We start from the raw sequence: 24718 nt of genomic DNA on the forward strand, positions 1-24718 counted from the left end.
CACCGACCGGCCTGGCAGAGGTCAAGGGATCGGATTTTGACCTCCAGGTCAAGAAAGTGCTACGGTCATGGCCATGGGAAGGCCGAAGCAGTTCGATCCGGACGTGGCCGTCGACCAGGCCATGGACGTGTTCTGGCGTAAGGGCTACGGCGCCACCACACCACAGGACCTGGTCGACGCGCTCGGCATCGGCAAGGGCAGCCTCTACAACACCTTCGGCAGCAAGCACGCCCTGTTCGAGGCGGCGCTGGGCCGTTACCGCGACAGCCAGGCGGCGGCGCTGATCGAGATGCTGGAAGAGCCGGGACCCGTGAAAGACCGTCTGCGCGGGGCACTGCGCCTGCTGGCCGAGCTGGACCTGGCCGATCCCGACCGGCGCGGCTGCATGGCCGTCAACACCGCCGCGGAGCTGGGGCGGGCGGACGAGAGTGCGGCGCGACTCGTACGCCGCATGCTCGACCGCACCGAGGACGCCTTCCGCGCGCTGATCGAAGAGGGCCAGCGCGGCGGAGAGATCGCCGCCGACCGCGACGCTCACGCGCTCGGGAGCCTGCTGCTGAACACCGTCGTCGGCATGCGCCTGATCGCGCGCGTCGCCGACGGGCCGGACCGCCTCGACAGAGTGATCGACGCGGTCATCGACTCCCTCTGAGTCCCGCCCGCCATGCCGGGACCTTCAGCATGCCTATTTTTTGTACCTGCAGTTCAAGAATTGGAGCAGCTCATGGAGCTCAACCTGCACGCCAAGACCGCCGTCGTCACCGGTGCCAGCCGGGGCATCGGGCTGGCCACGGTGCAAACCCTGATCGCCGAGGGGGTACGCGTGGTCGGCGCCGCCCGCACCGTCACCCCCGAGTTGGAGAAGTCGGGAGCCGTCGCGGTACCGGCCGACCTGAGCACCGCGGACGGGGTCGCCACCCTCATGGAGACGGCGCTCGCCCAGCTGGGCGGCATCGACCTGCTGGTGAACAACGTCGGCGGCGGCGACGCCGTCGAGCCCGTCGGATTCCTCGACACCGGTGACGCCGAATGGGCCGCCATCTTCGACATCAACCTGCTCAGCGCCGTACGCGTCACCCGGGCCGCCCTGCCCAGCCTGATCGAGCGGCGTGGATCGGTGGTCAACGTCTCGTCCATCAACTCCAGGCTCCCGGCCGCCGGCCCCGTCGCCTACAGCGCCGCCAAGGCCGCGCTGGCCGCGCTCGGCAAGTCCCTCGCCGAGGAGTTCGGGCCGCGGGGCGTCCGGGTCAACACCGTCTCGCCCGGCGTCGTCCGTACCGCCATCTGGGACGATCCGGACGGCTTCGGCGGCAAGGTGGCGGCTCTGGCGGGAGCCGAGCACGCCGCCTTCCTCGAGCAGATCCCGGCGGCGTTCGGCATCACCACCGGCCGGATCACCGAGCCCCGGGAGGTGGCCGCCCTGATCGCGTTCCTTCTGTCGGATGTCGCCGCCAACATCACGGGCGCCGACCACGTCATCGACGGCGGCACCGTCAAGACCCTCTGAAGGCCGATCAGCACCGAAACGCGAGGCGGCCCCCCACGCGCGTGGGGGGCCGCCGAGAAACCTGCATCGCCGCCGGGAGACTACACCGGGGTGTGCATGTGGCGGGTCAGGGCGTGTTCCACCAGGGTGATCAGGGTGGCCTTCACCGACTCCCGCTGCCGCGCGTCCAGGCGGACGATCGGGATGTGCCCACCGATCGACAAGGCCTCGCGGAGTTCCTCCTCCGAGTGCGCGAACTGCCCGTCCCAGCCGTTGATGCCGATCACGAACGGCAGCTTCGCCTCTTCGAAGTAGTCGATCGCCGGGAAGCTGTCGGCGAGGCGGCGCGTGTCCACAAGCACGACCGCGCCGATGGCGCCCCGTACGAGGTCGTCCCACATGAACCAGAAGCGGTGCTGTCCGGGCGTGCCGAACAGGTACAGGATCAGGTCACGGTCGAGGGAGACCCGGCCGAAGTCCATGGCCACGGTCGTGGTGGTCTTGTTGGGCGTGAGGGAGACGTCGTCCACGTGTGCCGAAGCGTCCGTCATGACCGCTTCGGTGGTGAGCGGCAGGATCTCCGAGACCGCACCAACGAACGTCGTCTTCCCCACGCCGAAGCCTCCGGCCACGACGATCTTCGTCGAAGTTAGGCCGGGGCTAGAGCCTGCGAAGTCCACTGAGCACCCTTTCGAGCAAGTTCAGGTCCGGCTTTCCGGCGTCCAGCGCAGGCTGGTGCACACGGATCAGGCCCTCCGACGCCATGTCGGCAATCAGCACCCGGACCACGCCAAGGGGCTGCCGTAAGAGGGCGGAGATCTCGGCAACCGACCGGACGTTCCGGGTCAGCTGGATGATCGCCTGATACTCCGGACTAAGTAGAGAAATGTCTTGATATTCCGACGTCACGGAGGACACCAATGCCTCCATGGCGAACTTCATCCGCGGCGCGGTACGCCCCCCGGTCACGGCATAGGGCCGTACCAGGGAGCTCGGCTTCTGCGGACGGGGAGCCGCCGGATGCGGCGGAGTACTATCACCAGCCCAACCCTGACCTGACACCATGATCTCCTGTCACCGCCCCGCTAGCGGGGGCGGGCCGCTTGCAGCTCGGCGCGTACAGCCGGCGTCAGCACCTGGCCGGCCCGCTCGACCAGCAAGGTCATCTGGTACGCCACCAACCCCATGTCACAGTCGGGAGCAGCCAGGACGGCCAAGCAGGACCCATCGCTGATGGACATGATCATCAAGAGCCCACGCTGCATTTCGATAACGGTCTGCGTCACCATACCGCCCTCGAAGACCCGCGCAGCGCCCTGGGTCAGGCTGATCACACCCGAGGCCACCGCGGCGAGCTGGTCGGCCCGGTCCTTGGGAAAACCCTCAGAGAAGGCCAGCGGCAAGCCGTCGGACGACACCACGACCGTGTGCGCGACACCCGGCACGTTGTTCACGAAGTCCGTGATCAACCAGCTTATGCCGCGCGCTCCCTGGCTCATTTCTCTCATTTGTCCTCCTCATTCTCTTCTCCGCGGGTGAACGCTCGGCCTTGCCGGACACCCTGCTGGAAGCTGGAGAGCCGGCTGCGCAGCCGTTCGGGCGAGACCTGCGGCGCCGGTGACGGAGCCTGGGGCTCGGCGAGGCTGGCCGTGCCGGGCACCAGGTTGGCCTTGGGGACGCGACGGGGCAGACCCGAGGGCGTGGTACCGCCCTGCGCGGGCTGCGCGGCGGCCTGCGCCGCCTGGAAGCCGGAGTCCGCGGGCGAGGACCACGTCGCGCCCGCCCCGGACGCGCCAGGCTTGCGCCGGGGCAGCCCGCTGGCCGTGGGAGGGGCCGCGTCCGCGGGCACGGCCGGGTGCACGGCCGTGATCTCGGGCGCCTCCTCCTTCGCGGGAGGTGGCTGCTCGGTACGCGCGCCCAGCACCTCGGGATCGGGCCGGCGGAACCAGTCGGACCCGACCGACGAGAAGATCGGCAGGAACTCGTCGCCCTGCTCCTCCATGGGCGAGTTGCGCACCACGGGGAGCGGCCCGGTCATGTCCTGCGAGGAGTAGGCGCCGGGACCGAACCTGTCGAAGTCCGAGTGCCCGTTCTGCTCGAACTGGTCGGCGGGCTTGGGCTCATCCGCGAACGGCGGGCGGTACCCGTCACCGAGCTGCGACCGCGGCCGATCCTCCGCCTCGAACAGCGACCTGCGCGGCTGCGGGTCGGCGAACGACGACCACTGCGGCTCCTCCTGCGGCTGCTTCGGCGGCTCGGTGGCGAACGACGGCCAGCGCGGCTCGTCGTCCTGCAGGGGCGGCGGCTCCGCGAAGGACGGCCACCGGTTCTCCGCGAACGGCTCCTGCGCGGGCTGCGGCGTCTCCTCGGCGAACGACGGCCAGCGCGGCTCCTCGAACGACTGCTGGGCCGGCTGCGGCGTCTCGTCGGAGAAGGACGGCCAGCGCGGCTGGTCGCCGCCCTGCGCCCCCGGCGTGCCCTGCGGCTGGTCCGCGAAAGGCGACTGGCGCTCACCGAAAGACGGCTGCTCACCGAAAGACGGCTGCTCGCCAAAAGACGGCTGCTCACCGAAAGACGGCTGCTCGCCAAAAGACGGCTGCTCGCCGAAGGGCTGCTCGAACGGGCGATCATCGGCCGGCCGCTCGTTGAACGCCGCGGGCTGCTCGCCGAACGCGGACCAGCCCGCGCTCCCGGGCACCGGCAGCGACCCCGGCCACTGCGTGTCGACGACCTGCTCGGGCCCGTCGGCGGCGCGGGACCCGTTCTGCGACGGCTCACCGAACATGCTCGGGTCGAACGTCGTGAACGCCTCGTACTGCCCGCCCTGCTGCGGCACGCCGACCCCGCTGCTGATCAGCATGTCGGGCAGCATGACCAGCGCGCTCAGCCCGCCGGTCTCCCGCTGGCTGAGCTGCACGCGGATGCCGTGCCGCAAGGCCAGCCGGCCGACCACGAACAGGCCCATGCGCCGCGACACCGAAACGTCCACGACGGGCGGGTTCGCCAGCCGCCAGTTGGCCTCCGACAACTCCTCCGGGCTCATCCCGATGCCCATGTCGTTGATCGACACGAGCACGCCGCCCTCGGCGGGCGTGCTGGTGACCGTGACCTTGCTCTCGCGGGGGGAGAACGAGATCGCGTTCTCGATCAGCTCGGCGAGCAGGTGGACGGCGTCGGTGACGGCCGGGCCGACGATCAGCGTGCCGGACGGGATCTGGATCTGGACCCGCTCGTAGTTCTCGACCTCGGACAGCGAGGCGCGGGCGATGTCGACCAGCGGCACCGGCTCGCTCCACTTACGCGCGGCCTCCTGGCCGGCGAGGACCAGGAGGTTCTCGCTGTTGCGGCGCATGCGGGTGGCCAGGTGGTCGAGCCTGAACAGGTTCGCGAGCCGCTGCTCGTCCTCTTCACCCTGCTCCAGGCCCTCGATGAGCTGCAGCTGCCGCTCGACCAGCGTCTGGCTGCGGCGGGAGAGGTTGACGAACATCGAGTTGACGTTCGCGCGCAGCTTGGCCTCGTCACCGGCCAGCCGGATCGCCTCGCGGTGGACCTCGTCGAACGCCCGCGCCACCTCACCGATCTCGTCGCGGGTGTTGACGCCGACCGACGGCACCTCGGGCACGTGCGCGCCGTCACCGGACTCGCGCAGCACACGGACGGTCTCGGGCAGCCGGGTCGTGGCGACCTGGAGCGCCTCGGCACGCAGCCGGCGCAGCGGGCGGACCAGCGAGCCGGCCACGCGGGTGGTGAAGATCAGGACGAGGAGCAGCAGGACGAGGATCATCGCACCGGAGATGATCGCGTTGCGCTGCTCGGTGTCGCTCAGGTCCCGGGTCCTGGCCACGATCTTGGTGGCCAGGCCGTCCTCGACCTTGCGCAGGGCGTTGCCGGACAGGCTGGTGCTGTCGAACCAGTTGCTCAGGTCACGGTGGGTGGTGACGTCGAGGTCCTTGATCCGGTTGTACGCGCGCACCTGGGCGAGCGCGCGCTGGCGCATGGCGTCGGCGAGGTCGATCTCGGGGCCCCGCATGAGCTGCTGGTACGCCTTCAGGTCCGCGGGGTCCGCCTCCTGCTCGAAGGCGGCCAGTTCGGCCTGCTGCTTGTTCCAGGAGCCCAGGAGGTCCGACAGGTCGTCGCTGTCCAGCTGGCGCCCGACGAGCGCCACGATCAAGATGATCTGCTGGCGCGAGATCTCCTCCTTGACCTGCTGGAGCGCGCCGATCGAGGCCACCTCACGCTGGAGGGTTTCGTCGCTGACACCGTCTCCCAGGTCGCCCTGGATCGCGGAGAAGGTGCTGATCATGGTGGTGTAGATGCTGATGGCGGCGCGCGGCGGCACGTTCGAGACCATCGACGTGCGGAGGCTGTCGAGGCCCTCGAGCCAGCGGCGCATGTTCGCGACGCCCTCGCGGACGCGGGCCGAGTGGGTGGCGTCGATGGCCGTGGCCGCGCTGAGCGCCTGCTTCTTGGCGGCGTCAGTGGCCTGCCGCTGCGTCTTGAGCTGGACGAGGCGCTGGCCGCGGCTGCGGTCGGCGACGTACCACGCGGTGAGCGTGCGTTCCTTGCCGAGCTCGTGGTTGAGCGCCCCAATGCGCTGCACGAGCTCGGCGACCTGGGTCAGACGGCGGTAATCGGCGCTGGTGCCGATGGCGTCGGCCAGCTGCACGCCGGCGAGAAGCACACCCACGACCGTGGGGATGAGGATCAGCGCGACCAGCCTGGAGCGCACACGCCAGTTCCCCAGCCGGAAACGTCCGCCTGTGTACTCCCCTGACCTCGTGTGCCTGGGGTCTTTCGTCCTCACTGACTCTCGCTACCTCTCGCCGGTACGTGCTCGAAAAATCAGACACGCGTATGGCGCATGGGATTCTGTCCGGCTGGGTAATTGGAACACAACCCGTACCAGATCGGCCAACCGAACATATCTCATCACATGTGCCCAAGGGTTCACTTTGGGCAACATAGCGCCGTACACGTTTCAGGCTGGCCGGAAAGAATCCCGGTTGGCCGGCGCCGCGTGCTTCACCATCAGGTGCCGCGTCACCGAGTACTCCTGGACCGCCTCCTGGCTCATGTCCTTGCCGAACCCACTGCCCTTCACCCCACCGTGCGGCGCCTCGCTGGCGATGGGCAGATGGTCGTTCACCCAGGTCACGCCCACATCGAGCCGATGTGAAACGCGCATGGCCCTGGAGACGTCATGCGACCACACCGACGAGGCCAGGCCGTACCTGGTGTCGTTGGCCAGCCTGACCGCCTCGTCCTCGCCGTCGAACGGTAGCGCGACGAGCACCGGTCCGAAAAGCTCCCCTTGCACGATCTCGCTGTCCTGCGCGACGTCGGTCACGAGCGTGGGCGGGTAGAAGAAGCCGGGGCCCTCGATCGCGGCGCCGCCGTGCAGCACGCGCCCGCCGGCCCTGGAGACGAACCCGTGCACCCGCTCCCGGTGCGCGGCGGAGATCAGCGGGCCGATGTCCGTGGCCGGGTCCCAGGGGTCACCGACGGTTATTTTGGCAAGAGTTGCCCGGAGCGCCTCGACCGCGTCCGCGTACACCTCGCGGGCGACGTACACGCGGGTGGCGGCAGTGCAGTCCTGCCCGGTGTTGTACGTCGCCCCCATGGCCACGCCGCGGGCCATCTCCGCCAGGTCCGCGTCCTCGAAGACCAGCGCCGGCGCCTTGCCGCCGAGCTCGAGGTGCACCCGCTTGAGCGTGGCCGCGGCCCCGGTCATCACCGCCCGCCCCGTCTCCGTGGAGCCGGTGACGCTGACCATGTCCACGCCGGGGTCGGTGACCAGCGCCTGGCCGACCTCCGCGTCCCCGGTGACCGCCTGCACGAGCCCGTGGGGCGCGCCCGCCTTGGCGAACAGCTCGGCCAGCCGCAGCGTCGTGCGCGGCGTCTGCGGCGCCGGCTTGATCACCACGGCGTTGCCGGCCGCCACCGCCGGGCCGATCTTCCAGACGGCCATGACGAACGGGAAGTTCCACGGCGCGATGGAGCCCACCACGCCGACGGGGCGGCGCAGCAGGACCGAGGTGTAGCCGGGGCTGAACACCCCGGCGCCCGAGCCTTCGAGCGAGCGGGCGGCCCCGGCGAAGAAGCGCAGGTTGTCCGCGGCGAACGGCAGCTCGCCGTCCCTGAACACCGCCGCGGGCTTGCCCGTCTCCTCCACCTCGAGCCTGGTGAGCTCCTCGGCGTCGGCCTCCACCAGGTCGGCCACCCGCAGCAGCAGCCGGGCACGGTCGGCGGGGGTGACCTGCGACCACTCCTCGAAGGCCGCCCGGGCCGTGCGTACGGCCGCCGCCACTCCCTCCACCGGCGTGTCCGGAATTTCGGCGCACGGCAGACCGGTGGCGGGGTTGATCAGTTCACGCATGTCACTCGCCAAGTTGCTCGATCAGGTCGGCGGCCTTGCGCAGGCCGTCGCGACGCCGGATATCCTCGCCCGCGACGGCGAGCCGGGCACGCAGCTCGGTGTCCCCGAGCAGCCGCTCGACCGCCCCCTTCAGTTCGTCGTCCGTGAAGGTGTAGGTGGAGAGCCTGACACCATAGCCGAGTTCATCGACCCGTTGGGCGTTGTCGTACTGGTCCCAGAAGAGCGGCAGCAGGATCATCGGCTTGCCGAAGTGCAGCGCCTCTGTGGTCGTGTTGTTGCCGCCGTGGGTGATGACCAAGTCACACAGTGGGATGATCTTAGTCTGCGGGAGGAACTCCGCGCCCCACATGTTGTCGGCCAGCTTGATCTCCCCGTGCAGCGGGCCCTTGGAGACGATGTACTGGTGCGGCGTGGTGGCCAGGACGTCGATCACCCGCTGCATCAGCTCCACGTCGGAGGAGCCGAGCGAGCCGAGCGAGAAGTAGACCAGCGACCCCTCGTTGCGCTTGAAGGGCAGCGTGAACTCGCCGTCGGTCTCGCGCACGGAGGAGTCGAGCCGGTGCCACGACGCGCCGAGCGGGCGGGCGTCGGCGTAGTCGAGGGCCTCCGGGTAGACGTAGAGGTTCAGGTCGCCCTGGTGGATGAAGTCCAGGTCGGGCAGCGGCGCGGTGCCCTGCTCGACGCACCACTCGTTGAAGGCGCTCCAGAGCTCGCGGTGGGTGCGGTCGTACTCGGCGCGGAAGGCGTCCCACTCGGAGCGGTCGTCGGCGGGCAGGCCGGAGAAGACCGGCGCGATGTTCTCGCCGCGCACCTCGAGCGGGTTGCAGGAGACGATGCGGACGAACTTCTTGCCCGCGGTGAGCAGCGCCGGGAACGTGATCACGTTGTCCTCGACGATGACGTCGGGGTTCACCCGCTCGATGATGGCCTTGAGCTGCGGCTCGCAGTACTTCACGCCGTCGATCAGCTCGACCCAGATGGGCTTGGTGACGGTCTCGAGCTGCTCCAGCGTGCTCTTGCGGTACTCGGGCGCGGTCTCCCGGATGAAGTCCTTCCAGAACTGGCCCGGGTCCTGCTCCTCCGCGTTCTCGGGCGGCGGGGCGAGGTCCACGAGGTCCTCCTCGAAGCCGAGCGCCTCGAGCTTGCCCTTCCACGACGCCTCGGCGGCGAAGACGACGCGGTGGCCGCGGCGGCGGAGGATGTCGCCGATGCCTATGCAGTTGTTGGTCGGGCCGTACGCGCTTTCCGGCATGAACAGGATGGTGAGAGACATCGAGACTCCGGGGGAACTCATCGATTTGAAGAGGAATTCAAGAACTCATCTAGCGTGGAGGTCAAGTAACGGGCACTATGGTCACGGCCAACTGAACAGCAGCCAAACGAGTGAGGGTGGTGCGGGTGGCACAGCGCAAGAGCCGTAGTGACCGGCGCATCGACTTGATCGAGGCCGCGCGCAGGGCCATCATCCGCCACGGCATCGACGGCGTACAGCTCTCGCACGTCGCCGAGGAGGCCGGGCTCACCTCCGGCGCGGTGCTCTACCACTACCCCGACCTCAGCGAGCTGCTGGTCGAGGCGCAGCACGCGGGCATGGAGCGCTTCTACGAGCAGCGCGTGCGGCACCTCGCCGCGCTCACCGACCCGGTCGAGAAGCTGGTCGTCACGGTCAGGTCGGGGCTGCCGACCGGGCCGCTCGACCCCGACGTGCGCCTGCTCAACGAGCTGGGCGGGGCCGCGGGCCGCAACCGGGTCTACGGGGTGCTGCTCACCTCGCTCTACGACCGCCAGGTGTCGATGTACCAGGCGATCCTGGACACCGGGGCGGCGCTCGGGGTGTTCAAGCTGAGCGCCGACTCGCTGACCATCGCACGCAACCTGGTGGCGCTGGAGGACGCGTACGGCTACCGCATCACGGCCAGGCACCCGGTCATCGGCCCGGCCGAGGCGGCCGAGCTGATCCTGTCGTACGCGCGCGCGGCCACGGGCAACGACCTGGCCCGCTGACATCATGGATAGACCGCCATGATGACCGCGTCCTCGGCGTTCCAGCGCACCTTGACCTTGGCGCCCACCTCCATCGAGCTCGCCCCCTGCACGGCGACGAGCAGCGGCTTGGCGCGGCCCGGCACGTCCACGGAGATGTGCGACACGCCGCCGTAGAAGCTGACGTCCAGGACGCTGCCCTTGAGGCCGCGCGTGGCGTTCTCGTCGGCCAGCTCGACCTTCTCGGGCCGGACCGCCAGCAGTGCCTTGGCGCCCGCTGCCAGCTCCTCCAGCGGGGTGCCGGCCAGCATGCCGAACTCGTCGGTGTTGATCCCGTCGGGCCCGCCGGCCGTGCCGTGGAAGAGGTTGTTGGCGCCGACGAAGTCGGCCACGAACGGCGTGCGGGGCCGCTCGTAGAGCGCGACCGGCTCGTCCACCTGGCGCACGCTGCCGCGGTCGAAGACCGCGATGCGGTCGGCCAGCGACATGGCCTCCTCCTGGTCGTGCGTGACGACCACGAACGTGATGCCGACCTCGTGCTGCAGCCGCTTGAGCTCCAGCTGCATGTCGGCGCGGACCTTCTTGTCCAGGGCCGACAGCGGCTCGTCGAGCAGCAGCAGGCGGGGCCGCTTGACGATGGAGCGGGCCAACGCGACCCGCTGCCGCTGGCCGCCGGAGAGCTGGGCGGGCTTGCGGCCGCCGTGCGCCGACAGCCCGACGGTCTCCAGCACCTCACCAACGCGCTGCTTGATCTCCTGGCGGGGCAGCCGCTCGCGCTCAAGCCCGTAGGCCACGTTCTTGGCCACGGTCATGTGGGGGAACAGCGCGTACGACTGGAACATGAGGCTGATCGGCCGCCGGTTCGGCTGCTTGGACAGCAGGTCGTCGCCGTCGAGGGTCACCGAGCCCGCGTCGGGCGTCTCGAACCCGGCGATGATGCGCAGCAGTGTGGTCTTGCCGCAGCCCGAGGGGCCGAGCAGGGCGAAGAACTCGCCCTGGCCGATCTCCAGCGACACGTCGTCGAGCGCGGTGACGTCACCGAACCTGCGGGTGATGCCATCAATCTTGAGCACGAGCCTCACCGATCTTGGTCATACGCTGCCCGGCGATCACGGCCGTGAAGCTCACGAGGAGCAGGATCGCGGCCAGCGCGTTGATCTTCGGGGTCACTCCGAAACGGATCATTGAGTAGATGACGATCGGCAGCGTCTGCTCGCTGTTGCCGATCGTGAAGAACGCGATCACGAACTCGTCCAGCGACAGCGTGAACGCCAGCAGCGCGCCCGCGACGATGCCCGGCGCGAGCTGCGGCAGCGTGATCCTGATGAACGTCTCCACCGGCCCGGCGCCCAGGTCGCGCGAGGCCTCCTCCAGCGAGGTGTCGGAGTTGGCGAGCCTCGTGCGCACCACCGCCGCCACGAACGACATCGAGAACAGGCCGTGGGCGAGCACCACCGAGTACAGGCCGAGCGTGAGCGCGATCACGCCGTAGAACAGCAGCAGGCCGATCGCGATCACCAGATCGGGCAGCACGGCCGGCATGAGCGCGATGGCGTCCAGCAACTTCGACCTGCTGTACCTGGCCAGCCCGACGGCAAGGAGTGTGCCCAGCACCGTGGCGATCACCGTGGAGCCCGCGGCCACGATCAGCGTGTTGACCAGGCCGTCCCTGACCCGCTCGTCGCGGGCCAGCTCGCCGTACCACTTGAGGCTGAAGCCCTCGTACGTGTACGCCGACTTGCCGGAGTTGAACGACATGACGACCAGCACGACGATCGGCAGGTAGAGGAAGACGTACGTGGCCCAGAACGGGACATACAAGAACTTTGACCTACGCACGGCGGGCCACCCATGCCTGCGCGAGGAGCAGCACGATCAGCACCGCGATGAGCGCCAGCGCGAGCGTGGCGCCGAACGGCCAGTCGCGGGCCTTCAGGAACTGGTCGCGGATCAGGTTGCCCACCATGATCGACTTGCTGCCGCCCAGGATCTCGGGGATGACGAAGTTGCCGAAGCTCGGCACGAAGACGAACAGGCACCCGGTCATCACGCCAGGCACCGTCAGCGGGAGTGTGACCTTCCTGAACGTGGTGAACCCGGAGGCGCCCAGGTTCGCCGAGGCCTCCCTGAGCTGCGGGTCGAGCCGCTCGATCGCCGCGTACAGCGGCAGCACCATCAGCGGCAGATACGAGTAGAGCAGCCCGGCGACGATCGTGCCCTGCTTGTACAGCAGCTCCAGCTGCGTGCCCAGCAGCGAGTTGACCAGGCCGGGGCCGCTGAGCAGCATGATCCACGCGTACACGCGGATGATGAAGTTCGTCCAGAACGGCAGCACGATCGCGACCAGTGCCACCGTCTTCCATTTCCGCGGGAGCTGCGCGATCACGTACGCCGTCGGATAGCCGATCAGCAGCGCGACCAGGGTCGTCAGCGCTGCGAGCTTCAGCGAGGTGACCACCACGCCCAGATAGAGCGGGTCGGCCAGGCGCTCGAAGTTCTCGGTGGTGAACTCGTAGACGATGCCGCCGAAGCGGCCTCGCTGGAACACCGTGTTGCTGAGCACCAGCGCCAGCGGCACCAGCAGCAGCACGATCAGGTAGGTGACACCGGGTGACAGGAAGACGAACGCACCCAGCCGGCGCCCCCGCCAACGGGACACCGGCCGGGCCTTGACCTCAGACTTCACCGTGGTTACTGCTGTGCCGTGATCTCGGTCGACAGGCGCGTGTACTTGGTCGACGCCTGGCCCAGGTCGACGATCGACTCACCGTTGAGCAGCTCGGCGGGCTTGATGCCGAGCAGCGAGCCCTTCGGGACCGTGACCTTCTCCATGGCGGCCTTGTTCGGGACCTTGTAGTTGATGTTCTCGGCGGCCCAGCTGTGGATCTCGGGGTCGAGGATGAAGTTGATCAGAGCGTGCGCGGCCTCCTTGTTCTTGGAGGACTTCATGATCACCATGGTGTCCACCCAGAGGTCGCTGCCCTCCTTCGGCACCACGAACTTGATGTTGTTCTTCTCGTCCGTGGTCGGGCACCAGCCGTCCCACGCCTCGACCATGACGGCCTCGCCGGACTTCAGCTTGTCGCCGAACGTGGTGTCGTCGTAGGTGAGCAGGTGGGGCTTCTGCGCGAGGAGGGCGTCCTTGACCTTCGCGATCTCGTCGTCCTTGTCGGTGTTGACCGAGTAGCCGAGCGCCTTGAGCGCGGGCAGGGCCAGCCAGCGCTCGGTGGTCATCATGGTGATCTTCTTGTCAGCCCAGGCGGGCGGCTTGAGGAGATCGTTCCAACTCGTCGGCTCGGCCTTCACCAGGTCGCTGCGGTAACAGATGCCGGTCGTGCCCCAGGTGTAGGGCACCGAGTACTTGTTGCCCTTGTCGTAGGAGAGCTGGGTGGCCTCCGGGTAGAGGTTGGCCAGGTTGGGGATCAGCTCGGGGTGGATCGGCTCCAGCAGGCCGGCCGCGTTGAGCGCCTGGGCGTACTGGCCCGACACGAACGCCACGTCGACGCCGCTGTCACCGGGGGCGGTGAGCTTGGTCATCGCCTCCTCGTTGGTGGCGTGCAGCGCGACCTTCATGTCCTTGACCTTGAGCTTCTCCTTGACCCTCTGGGGCAGCTCCTTGGGCGTGTAGCCGTCCCAGACCGTGATCTGGAGTGTCTGCTGCGACAGGTCCGCGTTCGGCTTGAGCTGGTCGGCCGCCGCCACGGCCGCGCCTTCTGAGCTGGTCGACGACTCACCGCCGCACGCCGAGACGGCAAGCGTGAGGCCGACCGCCGCCATGGCGGCCGGGAGACGACGGGTGAACCGGGTACGGGACACGGCCGCTACTCCTTCTGAAATTTGTGCTGTTTGAGGGGTCGCGCGACCTTACCGGACACAGCAGACCAGAGCAGGAGTGTTGCAGGGTAAATCAACATGAGCAAGACTTTTGCTGACATTGCTACCTGGAAGTTTGGTCTACGAGTTGAATTGGGATTCAATAGCCACCCGGCTGCTCTCTCTCGGTGAGTCGCCGCTCACCGCCAGAGACCGCGGCCTCACTGCGGTGCTCCTGCTGCTGCTCCAGGACCAGGTGCCGGAGCCGTTCGGAGTGCGCTGGTTTCTGCCGTTGCCAACCCTCTCGTACCGGCTTGGAGATCTCCACACTGGGGCCCCAGGTGAGCGTGACTTCGGCCCTCACGTGGACCAGACGAACTACTCGGTGGTGGTGGACGAGCAGGTCGTGGTCAAGTGGCTCACCCCACCGGTCCCCCTGCCCCACCCCACTCCGGAGATCTTCGCCCATCTCGTTGAGGCGGGCTTCAACGACACTGCCCCGCCATACGCTGCCCTGACCCGCACGGTGGGCGCGCACGAGGAGCTCCTCGCCTTGGTCACCGGCTATCTGCCGGAGGCCCGCGACGGCTGGGAGTGGTGCGTCGACGAGGCCGTCGCCGGCAGCACGCGCTTCGCTCCCGCCATCGGCCGCCTCGCCGCCGGCCTCCACCTCGCCCTCGCCACCTTCCCCTCCGATGTTCCCTCGGCCGGTAAAGCGCGCACCCGTGCGGCGGCCAGGGCGGAGGCCGCACTCGTGGATGCGCTCGAGCTCACCGACGGCGAGGACGGCGCGTGGCTGGCCACCAGAGCGGCACGCATGAGGCACGAGCTGGCGCCCCTCCAGGCGGACATCACGAGCCCCCGCATCCGGATCCACGGCGACCTCCACGTGGGCCAGATCCTCCAGTGGCGGGACGGCTACGCCGTGATCGACTTCGACGGCAACCCGACCGTCACCGACGCCGAACCGTGCCAGCCCGCCGCCCGGGACGTGGCCCAGCTCACCACGAGCCTCGAGCACGTGGCCCAGGTCGCCGTCAGACGGCGGGACGTGCGCCCCGATCAGGCGGTCGCCTGGGCGGCGAAGGCCCGTGCCGAGCTGCTGGCCGCGTACAAGGAACGCCTGGCCGAAGAGGACAGGCCGGATCTCCTGGACGAAGGGCTGATCCGCCCGTTCGAGGTGGAGCAGGAGTGCCGCGAGCTGATCTACGCCGCCCGCCATCTGCCCCGCTGGCGCTACGCCCCCATGGGTGTCCTGCGCACCTGGTACCAAGAGGAGAACGTCACGTGAATTCCGAGCTCTACCTGTCCGACCTGGAGGCCAAGCCGGCCGCCCTGCGGAGCCTGGCGGGCGCGCTCCGGGCGGAGAGCCCCTTCGAGCGGCTCCCGAGCGGCCTCACCAGGGTGCTCTTCCTGGGCATGGGCAGCTCCAGGTACGCCGCGGGCGTTGCCGCCCTGCGCCTGCGCGCCGCGGGCATCGACGCGTACGCCGACTACGCCTCGGCCGCCGCCACCTGTCCGGCCGCCGAGGACACCCTGGTCATCCCGATCTCGGCCACGGGCAAGAGCAGGGAGACGCTCGACGCCACGGAACGGTACGCGAACGGCCCGTCCTTCCTCGCGGCGCTCACCAACTCCCCCGGCTCGCCCCTCACCCAGGCGGCCGGTCTGGTCGTCGACATGCGGGCGGGCGAGGAGCGCGGCGGCGTGGCCTGCCGTACGTTCCAGCACACGCTGGCCCTCCTCCTGGCTCTGGAGGCTCACCTCACCGGGACCGACCGCGATGTGCCCCGGCTGGTCGAGCGGGCCGCCGAGGCCACCGAGGACCTCCTGGACCGCAGGGACGAGTGGCTCCCCCTGACGATGGAGCTGCTGGACGGCGAGCACGGCGTCTACACCATCGCCCCGGCCGAGCGTCTGTCGTCGGCCGAGCAGTCGGCGCTGATGTTCCGCGAGGGCCCGCGCCGCCCGGCCGACGCCTGCGAGAGCGGCGACTGGTCCCACGTGGACGTCTACCTCACCAAGACCCTCGACTACCGAGCCCTGCTCTTCCCCGGTTCCCGCTACGACGCCCAGGCCATGGAGTGGGTGCGCGAGCGCGGTTCCACGGTGGTCACCGTGGGCGCGGAGGTGAAGGACGCCACGGCCGCCGTCAGGTACGTCCACGACACCGACCCGGACGTCGCCCTGCTCACCGAGACGCTGGTGGCCGAGCTCGTCGCCGCCCACTGGTGGTCGGCGAGCTAGGGCCGGGCGGCCAGGGCGTGCTCGACGAGCGAGATGAGGGTGCTCTTGACCGCCTGCCGCTCCCGCGCGTCCGTGCGCCGGCACCCGCGACCGGCCTGACTACGCCACGGTCAGATGGAGATCATCAATGTCAATGGACACATCCAGGCTGCCGCCCAGCGCCTCGGCGTAGGCAGCGAGGGTCGACACCTTGATGTTGGACAGCATGGCGGATTCGATAGCGGACACCCGCTTCTGGCTCACCCCCATGCGCTCGGCCACCACCTGTTGTGTCAGCCCCCTACGCCTGCGTATCTCTCCCAAGCGAAGCCCCGCGACTCGACGCGCCGCCCGCCGACGAATCTCTTCCATCTCACCAGGCGCGTCGAAGATTTCAGCCAGGGCGCTGTCGTCGTGCTTCACTTGCCCTCCTCTTTGCCGGCGAGCCACTGCTGGTAGCGCTCCAACGCGACCTCGATCAACTCGCTGTAGAACTTCTTGCTGTCAACGTTGCCTTGTCACCGTGAGACAACAGAAGCACCAACGTCCCGCCATGCGCCACAAAAGCAATGCGCAGCGTGCCGCATGCCGTAGTTCCTTCAGTCCGATGGACTTGGCAGGTACATCACTCTTCGACACATCGGCTTGAGAGCGCTCGGCCGAGCCTCATTGCCCCGCTCACTTGCCCGGCGGAGTAGGCCTCGCCCGCCTGTTCACCAGCGCCTCGATGCCGTCGAGCACGCGCTGCAGGCCGAACTCGAAGGCGTGCTCCGGGCTGTAGGCCGCGTTGAGCTGCTCGCCGGCGGCCTGGCCGACGCGCGAGGCCGTGGGGAAGCGGCCGGCGTCGGCGATGCGGCTGAAGAAGGGCGCGTGCGCGGCCCACCACTGCTCGTCGGTCATGCCCGTCTGGCTCTCCGCCTGGGCGGCCTCCACCGCGCCCCTGGCCGTCCCGTGCACGAACCCGGTGACCAGGGTGATCACCGAGTCCATCTCCAGGTCCGACAGGCCGATGCCGTCCACGGCGCGCAGCTCGTAGTCGTACTTCGCCGTGACGTTCGGGCCAAGCACGGGCCGGCTCGCCGCCACCTGCAGCAGCCACGGATGGCGCAGGTAGAGCGCCCAGTTCTCCCTGGCGATCTGCTCCAGCCTGCCCCGCCATCCGCCGGGCACGTCCTCCGGCCTGGCCGTCTCTCCGTAGACGGTGTCGAGCATGACGTCGAACAGCTCGGGTTTGCCCGGGACGTACGTATAGAGCGACATCGTCCCGACACCCAGCCGCTCGGCCACGCGCCGCATGGACAGCGCCTGCAGCCCCTCGGCGTCGGCGACCTCGATGGCTGCGCGCACGATGCGGTCGACGCTCAGCTCGGGCTTGCCCTTGCGGCTGGCGCGCTCACTGGTGCGCCAGAGCAGGGCCAGGCTGCGCGCGGGGTCGCCCTTCCCGGAGTACTCAACGGTCACATTCGTACGGTACACCGTACGATTGCGCGAACTCAACCGTATGCTGTACGGTACGCCGTACGAAATCAGGGAAGGGACACGTATGTCAGCGGTGCTCGCGCAGGACCTGCGCAAGACGTACGGAGACAAGCCCGCGCTGGACGGGATCGATCTCGACGTGGGCCGGGGCATGGTGTGCGGCCTGCTCGGCCCCAACGGCGCCGGCAAGACCACGGCCGTCCGCATCCTCACCACGCTCCTGCGGGCCTCGGGCGGCCGCGCCGAGGTCGCGGGGTTCGACGTGGCGACCCAGCCCCGCCAGGTACGCCGCAGCATCGGCCTGGTCGGCCAGCACGCGGCGGTGGACGAGATCCTGACCGGCCGGCAGAACCTCGAGCTGTTCGGCCGCCTCTACCACCTCAGCGCGCCCAAGGCCCGGGCCAGGGCGGGCGAGCTGCTCGAACGGTTCGGGCTGGACCACAAGGGGCCGGCCAAGGAGTACTCGGGCGGCATGCGGCGCAGGCTCGACCTCGCGGCCAGCATGATCCTCGCGCCGCCGGTGCTGTTCCTCGACGAGCCGACGACCGGGCTGGACCCGCGCAGCCGCGCGGAGATCTGGCGCGCGGTGCGCGAACTCGTGGCGGGCGGCACGACCGTGCTGCTGACCACCCAGTACCTCGAGGAGGCCGACCAGCTCGCGGACCGGATCTCGGTGATCGACTCCGGGCGGGTGGTGGCCGAGGGCACACCGGACGAGCTCAAGTCCAAGCTCGGCGGCGACCGGCTCGACGTGGTGATCCACGACCCGGCGCGGCTCGACGAGGCCGCCGCGATCGCCGGGCGGGTGGCGTCCGGACCGGCCGAGGTCGACCGGGACACCAGGCACGTGAGCGCGCCGGTGGACGAGCGGGTGCAGGCCCTCACGGAAGTCCTCACGGCCCTGGCGGCGACCGGGATCGCGGTCGAGGATGTCGCGCTGCGCCGCCCCACGCTGGACGAAGTCTTCCTGAACCTCACCAACCGCCGAGGAGACGCGAGATGAGATGGGCTCTGGCCGACGGGTGGACGGTCGCCCGCCGCGACCTGATCCACTGGGCCAACCAGCCGATGACGGTGGTGTTCGGGGTCCTCTTCCCCGTGATGATCACCTTGGCCTTCGGCTACCTGTTCGGCGGCGCGGTCGAGGTGCCCCCGGGGGCTGACTACTTCACCTTCCTCATGCCCGGCATGTACGGCATGACGATGCTCTTCGGGCTGAGCGCCACCATGGTCGCCGTCACCACCGACGCGTCCAAGGGCGTCACCGACCGCTTCCGTTCCATGCCCATGGCACCCTCGGCCGTGCTGATCGGCCGGGCCGTCGCGGACCTGCTCAACTCGGTCCTGGTCCTGGCCGGGCTCCTGGCCTGCGGCCTGGCGGTGGGCTGGCGCCCCTCCTCGCTCTCCGGCGCCCTGGGCGCGGTGGGCCTGCTGCTGCTCCTGCGCTTCTCGCTGCTCTGGGCCGGCATGTACCTGGGGCTGCTGGCCAAGGAGCCGGGCGCGGTGGTGGCGGTGCAGACCCTGGAGTTCCCGATCGGCTTCCTGTCGAACGCCTTCGTCGCGCCGGGCACGATGCCGGGCTGGCTGGGGGCGATCTCCGAGTGGAACCCCCTGTCGTCCACGGTGGCGGCGGCCCGGGAGCTCTTCGGGAACCGCGGATGGGGCGGGGACTCGTGGGTGGCCCAGCACGCGGTCCTGATGGCGGTGATCTGGCCGGTGGTGATCACCGCCGTCTTCTTCTTCCTGTCGGTACGCCGATACCAGCGGCTCGACCGCTAGCCGCCGGAGAGCGCCTGCTCGTAGGCCAGGAGGGTGTCCACGAACATCCGGCGCTGCTCGGGCGTGAGCGGCTCCAGCGCCTGACGCCAGGCCGTGGCGCCGTAGCCGAGCCACTCATTGATCGACTCCGCGTGCCGGTCGGCGATGCTCACGATCGTGCGGCGCCGGTCGGCGTCGTCCTCGCGCCGGTCGAGCACACCCTTCCGGCTCAGATCCCCCACCATCAGGCTCACCGTCGCGGGCGCCACCTCCAGCCGCGACGCCAGCTCGTTCACCGTCATCGGGCCGTCGAAGAGCAGGTACGCCAGCAGCGACAGATGCCTGGGCGCCAGCGACAACGACTGCAGCTCAGGAGGCACCCCCAGGCGCTTGACCCGCCCCACCATGCGCGGCATCAGCAGCAGCAGCGTCCTGATCCCGTCGTCCACGCTCAAGCCGTCAGTTGACATCCTCAATACCTTGTTGTCTAAATTAGCTTTGGTTGCAAAGCAAATATGAAGTCTCGTCTAAGGATAGTGACGTGTCCGATTTCAACCAGCAGGTGATCGAGGAGTTCCGGGCCAACGGCGGCAAGGTGGGCGGCATGTTCGAGGGCGCGCCTCTCGTCCTGCTCACCACCACGGGCGCCAGGAGCGGCCGGCGGCGCACCAACCCTGCCGTCTACCTGCGGGACGGCGAGCGGGTCCTGGTGTTCGCCTCCAACGCGGGCGCCGAGGCCAACCCGGCCTGGTACCACAACGTGCTGGCCAACCCCAGGGTCATCGTGGAGCTGGGCGAGGACCGGTTCGCGGCCAGGGCGGTGCCGCTGGAGGGCGAGGAACGCGACCGCATGTACGCCAGGCAGAGCGCGATCGACCCGGCCTTCGCCGCCTACCAGGAGGGCACCGACCGGGTCATCCCGGTCGTCGCGCTCTACCCCGAGACCGAGCGGCTGCAGGCGTTCGGGGACGAGCTGGCCAGGATCCACGACCACCTGAGAGGGGAGCTGGCCAAGGTGCGCGAAGGGGCCCCGGCCAGCGACCTGCGGGTGCACTGCCTGGCCTTCTGCGACGCGATGGCCTTCCACCACAATGGCGAGGACCGGGTGGCGTTCCCGCACCTGGAGAAGCTCTTCCCCGAGCTGGAGGAGGCCCTCGACCGGCTGCGCGCCGAGCACGCGATGATCGCCGAGCTCCTCGGGAAGCTGCGCGAGGCCGCCGACCCCCAGACGCTCGACCGCATCGCGAACGAGCTGGAGGCCCACTTCGCCTACGAGGAGGAGCAGCTGGTCCCCGTGCTCAACTCGCTGGAGAGCGTCCCCTGGGCCTAGCGGACCGGCGCGGCGCGCAGCCGCACGACGTGCTCGACCAGCGAGATCAGCGTCGCCTTGACCGACTCGCGGTGGCGGGCGTCCGTACGCACGATCGGCACGTGCGGCGACAGCGCGAGCGCCTCCCTGACCTCCTCCTCGGAGTGCGGGAACTGCCCCTCCCAGCCGTTGACGCCGATCACGAACGGCAGCTTCGCCTCTTCGAAGTAGTCGATCGCGGGAAAGCTGTCGGCCAGCCGGCGCGTGTCGAGCAGCACCACCGCGCCGATCGCGCCCCGGACGAGGTCGTCCCACATGAACCAGAACCGGTGCTGCCCGGGCGTGCCGAACAGGTACAGGATCAGGTCACGGTCGAGTGAGACGCGGCCGAAGTCCATGGCCACGGTCGTGGTCTGCTTGTTCGGGGTGAGGCCGAGGTCGTCGATGCCCGCGGACGCGTCCGTCATCACCGCTTCTGTCGTGAGCGGCAGGATCTCGGACACCGCCCCCACGAACGTCGTCTTGCCGACGCCGAACCCACCGGCGACGACGATCTTCGTCGACGTCAGCCCGGGGCTAGAGCCTGCGTAGTCCACTGAGCACCCTTTCGAGCATGTTGAGGTCTGGCTGTCCCTGGCTGAGGCGTGGCTGGTGCAGGCGGACAAGCCCCTCGTCGGACATGTCCGCCACGAGCACCCTGGCCACGCCCAGCGGGACGCGGAGCAGGGCCGAGATCTCGGCGACCGACCGGAACGACCTGCACAGCTGCATGATGGCCTCCTGCTCGGGGGTGAGCATGGCCATCTCGTCGTCCGGGATCGACATGGACGAGATCAACGTCTCCATCGCTAGGTGATAGCGCGGCTCGGATCGGCCGCCGGTCACCGCGTAAGGACGGAACAGGGGCTCGTCGTCCCCTGCGCCGTCAACGCCATACACGGCCCGCTCCCATCAGTTCCATCACATCACCGGGTCCTGGCGGCCTGGAGCTCGGCCCGCAGGGCCGGCGTGAGTGCCTGTCCGGCTCTGTCTACGAGCAACGTCATCTGGTACGCCACCAACCCCATGTCACAGTCCGGAGCCGCCAGCACCGTGAGCACGGAGCCGTCGCTGATCGCCATGACCAGGAGCAGGCCGCGCTGCATCTCGACGACCGTCTGCGTCACCGCGCCGCCCTCGAACACCCTGGAGGCGCCCACGGTCAGGCTCAGCAGGCCGGCGGAGACGGCGGCGAGCTGGTCGGCCCGGTCCGGCGGGAAGCCTTCAGAGGCGGCCAGGCACAGGCCGTCGGCCGAGACCACGACCGCGTGCGCGACTCCGGGCGTGTTACGCACGAAGTCGGTGATCAGCCAGTCGAACCTGTTCGCCTCATGGCTAAGGGTTGTCACGCATCCTCCCCGGCGGGACGCTCACTCACTCTTTTCCTCCTGTCCACGTACTTCCTGGCGGCCTCGTCGCACACCCTGCTGGTAGCTGGCCATCCGGCTCCGCATCCGGTCCGCCGAGACCGGCGGCGTCGGAGCCGGCCGCTGCGGTTGCTGCGGCTGCGCCGGCTGGTTCGCCGTACCGGGAACCAGGTTGGCCTTGGGGGTGCGCTTCGGTAGCCCGGCGGCGGTGATGCCGCCGAGGCTGGGCTCGGCGGCAGCGGCCGCCGCGCGCCAGCCGGCGTCGGCCGCCGTTCGCCACGCTTCCTCCCCAGAGGGTACGGCTTGCGAGGACTTGTCCTCACCCCCGGCTACCGGCCGCGGCGCCGCCTCGCGGGCCGGCTCGTTGGGCGGCCTCCGGAACCAGGCGGACTCCACCGCCGCGAAGATCGGCAGGTACTCCTCCTGCTCGGGCTCCATCGGCGACACCTCGACCGAGGGCGTCGGGTCCGGCCGGCGCACGTCGTTCGTGGGATACGCCGGGGCCGGCGGAGGCGTCTGGAACGCGCCACTACCAGATGGGTACGAGCCCGGGGTCGCGAACGAGGGATAGCCGCCCGAGTCGAACGAGGCCGACTGCCTGCGGTACGAGCCCCCGTCGGTGTCGGCCGAGAAGCCGTTCACGCCCGCCTTGCCGGGATCCGAGTGGAACGGCGAGCTGTCGTACGAGGGGGGCTCCGGCATGCTCTGAGGGGACCGGAAGCCGTGCCGGGGCGCGGGGCCGCTTGGCCGCGCGCTGCCGTCCAAGGAGTCGAAGCTGCCGAACGACCTGAACGTCCCGTTCTGCACGGGCGGGGCCGCCGGGGTCGGCACGGAGCCGCCGCCGAAGGCGGGCCGCTGCGGCAGCGGCTGCTGGGTACCGTCGGTGATCAATGTGGGCGGCAGCAGCACCATGGCGATCAGCCCGGCGCCCTCGCCCTTCCTGAGCTGGACCCTGATGCCGTGGCGCAGCGCCAGCCGGCCGACCACGAACAGGCCCATGCGCCGCGAGACCGACACGTCCACGACGGGCGGCTCGGCCAGGCGGCGGTTGGCCTCGGCCAGCTCCTCCTCGGTCATGCTGATGCCGGTGTCGCTCACCGACAGCAGCGCGCCGCCGCCCTCGATGAGGCTGCTGGTGACGACGACCTGGGAGCTGCTCGGCGAGAACTGGATGGCGTTCTCGACCAGCTCGGCGACCAGGTGGACAAGGTCGTTCGCGGCGCTGCCGAGCACCGAGGTGCCCCGGTGGACCCGGACCTGGACGCGCTCGTAGCCCTCGACCTCCGACAGCGCGGCGCGTACGACGTCGACCAGCTTGGCGGGCTGGCTGCGCCGGCGGGTGGCCTCGTGACCGGCGAGGACCAGGAGGTTCTCGGAGTTGCGGCGCATGCGGGTGGCCAGGTGGTCGAGCTTGAACAGGTCGGCCAGCCGGGCGCCGTCCTGCTCGCCCTTCTCCAGGCCGTCGATGAGCGAGATCTGCCGCTCGACCAGCGTCTGGGTGCGGCGCGAGAGGTTGACGAACATCGAGCTGATGTTGCTGCGCAGCTCGGCCTCCTCGCCCGCCAGGCGCACGGCCTGCTGGTGCACCTGGTCGAAGGCCCTGGCCACTTCACCGATCTCGTCGTTGCCCTCGACCTCGATCGGCCGCACGTCGCCCACGGACGCGTCACCGCTGACCCGCAGCCGGTGCACCACGTCGGGCAGCCGGAAGCCGGCCACCTCCAGCGCCTCCGTGCGCAGCCTGCGCAGCGGGCCGACCATGGAGCGGGCGATGGCCACGGTGAGCAGCAGGACGAGCAGCAGCAGCGCCAGGATCAGGGCGCCCGCGATGATCGCGTTGCGGATCTCGGCCTCGCGCAGCTCCTTGCCGCGCAGGCCGACCTCGCCGGCCAGCTCCTTCTCGATCCCGCTCAGCACCTTGATGGCGGCCGTGTTGTCGTTGAACCACTGGTCGCGGCTGCCGTTGGCGGAGATCAGGTTGTCACTGATGCGCGCGCCCGGCGCCCGGCCGCTGACCAGCGTGATCGCGCGGGCCTTGGTGAGCTGGACGTTGACGTACTGGGTGTTGGAGGTGAGCGCCCGGGACAGCTTGAGGCCGACGTCCGCGCCGGCCTCCGCCCCGACGTCGGAGATGTCCCTCAACTGGCGGGCATTGGAGGCGATGAACCCCTCGACCTCCTTGGCGTCCACGTCCTGGGTGTCGTAGGAGGCCTTGAGCAGCTGGATGCGCTGCCGGGAGATCTCCTCCTTGGCCGCCGCCAGCGCGTCCAGGGCGCGGAACTGGCCGATGATCTGCGAGTCGTCGGACAGCAGGCTCAGCTCGTCGTGCAGGTTGAGCAGGGTGTCGGTGAGGAAGTCGTACCGGATGGTGTCCGTCTGGCCCTCGGTCCTGATCTTCGGCAGCCGGGTCAGGTCGTACTTGGCCTGCTGGGCGGCCTTGACGATGCGGGGGCCGTACGACTCGTCCATCGTGTCGAGGTCGGCGTTCACGGTCTTGACCAGCGCGTCCACCGCCGCCTTGCGCTGCTCGAGCGGCGTGGCGAGCCTCTTGCGCATCGCGCGGCTGGCGCCGATCCACCCGCTCGTGTCACGCTCCAGCCCGATCGCCTGTACGAGGTCGCGGATGTGGCCTGCCTGCTCGGCCCCGGTCGCCGTGCGGTCGTAGTCGGCGATGCTCTGGACCGAGCCCACCACGCGCGCTCCGCCGAGCACGACGCCGGCCATCGTGGGCACCAGGATGAGCGCGGTGAGCCGCCACCGTACGCGCCAGTTACGCAGGCCGAGGCGTGGCTGGGGCCGCTTCCCGCGGTCCCGCTTCGCGGCGAGGCCGCTGTCGGAGTTCCCCGTAGTCACTGCTTCCCGTACCCCTCAATCGTCCCGCC

25 protein-coding genes are annotated in these 24718 nt (G+C 69.5%); 8 read left to right on the forward strand and 17 right to left on the reverse strand.

The genetic code is table 11. The features are described 5' to 3' along the window. The first annotated feature begins 73 nt into the window (after nt 1–73). Complete coding sequence (locus ABN273_RS47775) at nt 74–652, forward strand: TetR/AcrR family transcriptional regulator (RefSeq protein WP_349456262.1); 579 nt, start codon at nt 74–76, stop codon at nt 650–652. Nucleotides 653–724: 72 nt separating this feature from the next. Next, nucleotides 725–1507 (forward strand): oxidoreductase, encoded by a 783-nt coding sequence (locus tag ABN273_RS47780; RefSeq protein WP_349456263.1) that lies wholly within the window; start codon nt 725–727, stop codon nt 1505–1507. Nucleotides 1508–1587: 80 nt separating this feature from the next. Here ABN273_RS47780 and ABN273_RS47785 read toward each other — a convergent pair whose 3' ends face one another. The 6 genes from ABN273_RS47785 to ABN273_RS47810 form a co-directional block, all read right to left on the reverse strand. Continuing rightward, entirely contained in the window at nt 1588–2166 is a 579-nt protein-coding gene (locus ABN273_RS47785; RefSeq protein ID WP_349456264.1) for a GTP-binding protein, read from the reverse strand. Then, nucleotides 2147–2551: a DUF742 domain-containing protein gene (locus ABN273_RS47790; RefSeq protein ID WP_055507219.1), complete on the reverse strand. Its 405-nt coding sequence runs from the start codon at nt 2549–2551 to the stop codon at nt 2147–2149. Before ABN273_RS47790 ends, ABN273_RS47785 begins: the two co-directional genes overlap by 20 nt. Nucleotides 2552–2571: 20 nt before the next feature. Next, nucleotides 2572–2994, reverse strand: a complete 423-nt coding sequence (locus ABN273_RS47795) for a roadblock/LC7 domain-containing protein (protein WP_090935862.1) — start codon at nt 2992–2994, stop codon at nt 2572–2574. Next, nucleotides 2991–6215, reverse strand: coding sequence for a sensor histidine kinase (locus tag ABN273_RS47800; protein ID WP_349456265.1), 3225 nt, complete (start codon nt 6213–6215; stop codon nt 2991–2993). Before ABN273_RS47800 ends, ABN273_RS47795 begins: the two co-directional genes overlap by 4 nt. Before the next feature lie 249 nt (nt 6216–6464). Beyond that, nucleotides 6465–7862 carry an aminobutyraldehyde dehydrogenase gene (locus tag ABN273_RS47805; protein WP_349456266.1) on the reverse strand — a complete coding sequence of 466 codons (1398 nt, stop codon included), beginning with the start codon at nt 7860–7862 and terminating at the stop codon, nt 6465–6467. Nucleotide 7863: 1 nt separating this feature from the next. Continuing rightward, nucleotides 7864–9135, reverse strand: coding sequence for a glycosyltransferase (locus ABN273_RS47810; protein ID WP_349456267.1), 1272 nt, complete (start codon nt 9133–9135; stop codon nt 7864–7866). 125 nt (nt 9136–9260) lie between these two features. Between ABN273_RS47810 and ABN273_RS47815 the strand changes: the two genes are divergently transcribed. Beyond that, nucleotides 9261–9866: a TetR/AcrR family transcriptional regulator gene (locus tag ABN273_RS47815; RefSeq protein ID WP_349456268.1), complete on the forward strand. Its 606-nt coding sequence runs from the start codon at nt 9261–9263 to the stop codon at nt 9864–9866. A gap of 2 nt (nt 9867–9868) precedes the next feature. Here ABN273_RS47815 and ABN273_RS47820 read toward each other — a convergent pair whose 3' ends face one another. The 4 genes from ABN273_RS47820 to ABN273_RS47835 are packed head-to-tail and all read right to left on the reverse strand — an operon-like array spanning nt 9869 to nt 13661. Then, the gene (locus ABN273_RS47820; protein WP_349456269.1) at nt 9869–10918 is read right to left on the reverse strand and encodes an ABC transporter ATP-binding protein; all 1050 of its coding nucleotides are present in this window, start codon (nt 10916–10918) and stop codon (nt 9869–9871) included. Next, nucleotides 10905–11684: an ABC transporter permease gene (locus ABN273_RS47825; protein WP_349456270.1), complete on the reverse strand. Its 780-nt coding sequence runs from the start codon at nt 11682–11684 to the stop codon at nt 10905–10907. Before ABN273_RS47825 ends, ABN273_RS47820 begins: the two co-directional genes overlap by 14 nt. Then, nucleotides 11677–12531, reverse strand: a complete 855-nt coding sequence (locus ABN273_RS47830; RefSeq protein ID WP_349456271.1) for an ABC transporter permease — start codon at nt 12529–12531, stop codon at nt 11677–11679. The genes ABN273_RS47825 and ABN273_RS47830 overlap by 8 nt, the downstream gene beginning before the upstream one ends. 5 nt (nt 12532–12536) lie before the next feature. Further along, nucleotides 12537–13661 carry a polyamine ABC transporter substrate-binding protein gene (locus ABN273_RS47835; RefSeq protein ID WP_349456272.1) on the reverse strand — a complete coding sequence of 375 codons (1125 nt, stop codon included), beginning with the start codon at nt 13659–13661 and terminating at the stop codon, nt 12537–12539. Nucleotides 13662–13806: 145 nt separating this feature from the next. Here ABN273_RS47835 and ABN273_RS47840 point away from each other — a divergent pair, with 145 nt between their 5' ends. Together ABN273_RS47840 and ABN273_RS47845 are read left to right on the forward strand one after the other, a co-directional pair. Next, on the forward strand, nt 13807–14949 hold the full coding sequence (locus ABN273_RS47840) for a hypothetical protein (protein WP_349456273.1): 1143 nt from the start codon (nt 13807–13809) through the stop codon (nt 14947–14949). Further along, entirely contained in the window at nt 14946–15905 is a 960-nt protein-coding gene (locus ABN273_RS47845) for an SIS domain-containing protein (protein ID WP_349456274.1), read from the forward strand. The genes ABN273_RS47840 and ABN273_RS47845 overlap by 4 nt, the downstream gene beginning before the upstream one ends. A gap of 99 nt (nt 15906–16004) precedes the next feature. Here ABN273_RS47845 and ABN273_RS47850 read toward each other — a convergent pair whose 3' ends face one another. After that, nucleotides 16005–16307, reverse strand: a complete 303-nt coding sequence (locus tag ABN273_RS47850) for a helix-turn-helix domain-containing protein (protein ID WP_349456275.1) — start codon at nt 16305–16307, stop codon at nt 16005–16007. 255 nt (nt 16308–16562) lie between these two features. After that, the gene (locus tag ABN273_RS47855) at nt 16563–17345 is read right to left on the reverse strand and encodes a TetR/AcrR family transcriptional regulator (RefSeq protein WP_349456277.1); all 783 of its coding nucleotides are present in this window, start codon (nt 17343–17345) and stop codon (nt 16563–16565) included. An 82-nt stretch (nt 17346–17427) separates the two neighbouring features. On the opposite strand from ABN273_RS47855, the gene ABN273_RS47860 reads away from it, so the two are divergent. Together ABN273_RS47860 and ABN273_RS47865 are read left to right on the forward strand one after the other, a co-directional pair. Then, nucleotides 17428–18366 (forward strand): ATP-binding cassette domain-containing protein, encoded by a 939-nt coding sequence (locus tag ABN273_RS47860; RefSeq protein WP_349456279.1) that lies wholly within the window; start codon nt 17428–17430, stop codon nt 18364–18366. After that, entirely contained in the window at nt 18363–19142 is a 780-nt protein-coding gene (locus ABN273_RS47865; protein WP_349456281.1) for an ABC transporter permease, read from the forward strand. The genes ABN273_RS47860 and ABN273_RS47865 overlap by 4 nt, the downstream gene beginning before the upstream one ends. On the opposite strand, the gene ABN273_RS47870 is transcribed toward ABN273_RS47865, so the two are convergent. Continuing rightward, the gene (locus tag ABN273_RS47870; protein WP_349456282.1) at nt 19139–19591 is read right to left on the reverse strand and encodes a MarR family transcriptional regulator; all 453 of its coding nucleotides are present in this window, start codon (nt 19589–19591) and stop codon (nt 19139–19141) included. The two genes, ABN273_RS47865 and ABN273_RS47870, sit on opposite strands and share 4 nt — an antisense overlap. A gap of 71 nt (nt 19592–19662) precedes the next feature. Between ABN273_RS47870 and ABN273_RS47875 the strand changes: the two genes are divergently transcribed. Then, nucleotides 19663–20451 carry a nitroreductase/quinone reductase family protein gene (locus tag ABN273_RS47875; RefSeq protein WP_349456284.1) on the forward strand — a complete coding sequence of 263 codons (789 nt, stop codon included), beginning with the start codon at nt 19663–19665 and terminating at the stop codon, nt 20449–20451. Here ABN273_RS47875 and ABN273_RS47880 read toward each other — a convergent pair. From ABN273_RS47880 to ABN273_RS47895, 4 genes are read right to left on the reverse strand one after another with little or no spacing between them, the layout of a single operon-like run. After that, on the reverse strand, nt 20448–21026 hold the full coding sequence (locus tag ABN273_RS47880) for a GTP-binding protein (RefSeq protein WP_349456286.1): 579 nt from the start codon (nt 21024–21026) through the stop codon (nt 20448–20450). The genes ABN273_RS47875 and ABN273_RS47880 overlap by 4 nt on opposite strands. After that, nucleotides 21007–21369 (reverse strand): DUF742 domain-containing protein, encoded by a 363-nt coding sequence (locus ABN273_RS47885; RefSeq protein ID WP_349456287.1) that lies wholly within the window; start codon nt 21367–21369, stop codon nt 21007–21009. Before ABN273_RS47885 ends, ABN273_RS47880 begins: the two co-directional genes overlap by 20 nt. A gap of 26 nt (nt 21370–21395) precedes the next feature. Further along, a complete protein-coding gene (locus tag ABN273_RS47890) occupies nt 21396–21818 on the reverse strand; it encodes a roadblock/LC7 domain-containing protein (RefSeq protein WP_139627761.1) in 423 nt (140 codons plus the stop codon). A 21-nt stretch (nt 21819–21839) separates the two neighbouring features. Then, the gene (locus ABN273_RS47895) at nt 21840–24689 is read right to left on the reverse strand and encodes a sensor histidine kinase (protein WP_349456288.1); all 2850 of its coding nucleotides are present in this window, start codon (nt 24687–24689) and stop codon (nt 21840–21842) included. Nucleotides 24690–24718 lie beyond the last annotated feature (29 nt).

This window comes from Nonomuraea sp. B19D2, from assembly GCF_040137845.1.
Lineage (GTDB): Bacteria > Actinomycetota > Actinomycetes > Streptosporangiales > Streptosporangiaceae > Nonomuraea.

Coding starts and splice junctions, on each gene's coding strand:
- ABN273_RS47810 (WP_349456267.1), bottom strand. CDS start 9,135: ATGTCTCTCACCATCCTGTTCATGCCGGAAAGCGCGTACGGCCCGACC.
- ABN273_RS47870 (WP_349456282.1), bottom strand. CDS start 19,591: ATGTCAACTGACGGCTTGAGCGTGGACGACGGGATCAGGACGCTGCTG.
- ABN273_RS47780 (WP_349456263.1), top strand. CDS start 725: ATGGAGCTCAACCTGCACGCCAAGACCGCCGTCGTCACCGGTGCCAGC.
- ABN273_RS47790 (WP_055507219.1), bottom strand. CDS start 2,551: ATGGTGTCAGGTCAGGGTTGGGCTGGTGATAGTACTCCGCCGCATCCG.
- ABN273_RS47860 (WP_349456279.1), top strand. CDS start 17,428: ATGTCAGCGGTGCTCGCGCAGGACCTGCGCAAGACGTACGGAGACAAG.
- ABN273_RS47805 (WP_349456266.1), bottom strand. CDS start 7,862: ATGCGTGAACTGATCAACCCCGCCACCGGTCTGCCGTGCGCCGAAATT.
- ABN273_RS47865 (WP_349456281.1), top strand. CDS start 18,363: ATGAGATGGGCTCTGGCCGACGGGTGGACGGTCGCCCGCCGCGACCTG.
- ABN273_RS47795 (WP_090935862.1), bottom strand. CDS start 2,994: ATGAGAGAAATGAGCCAGGGAGCGCGCGGCATAAGCTGGTTGATCACG.
- ABN273_RS47775 (WP_349456262.1), top strand. CDS start 74: ATGGGAAGGCCGAAGCAGTTCGATCCGGACGTGGCCGTCGACCAGGCC.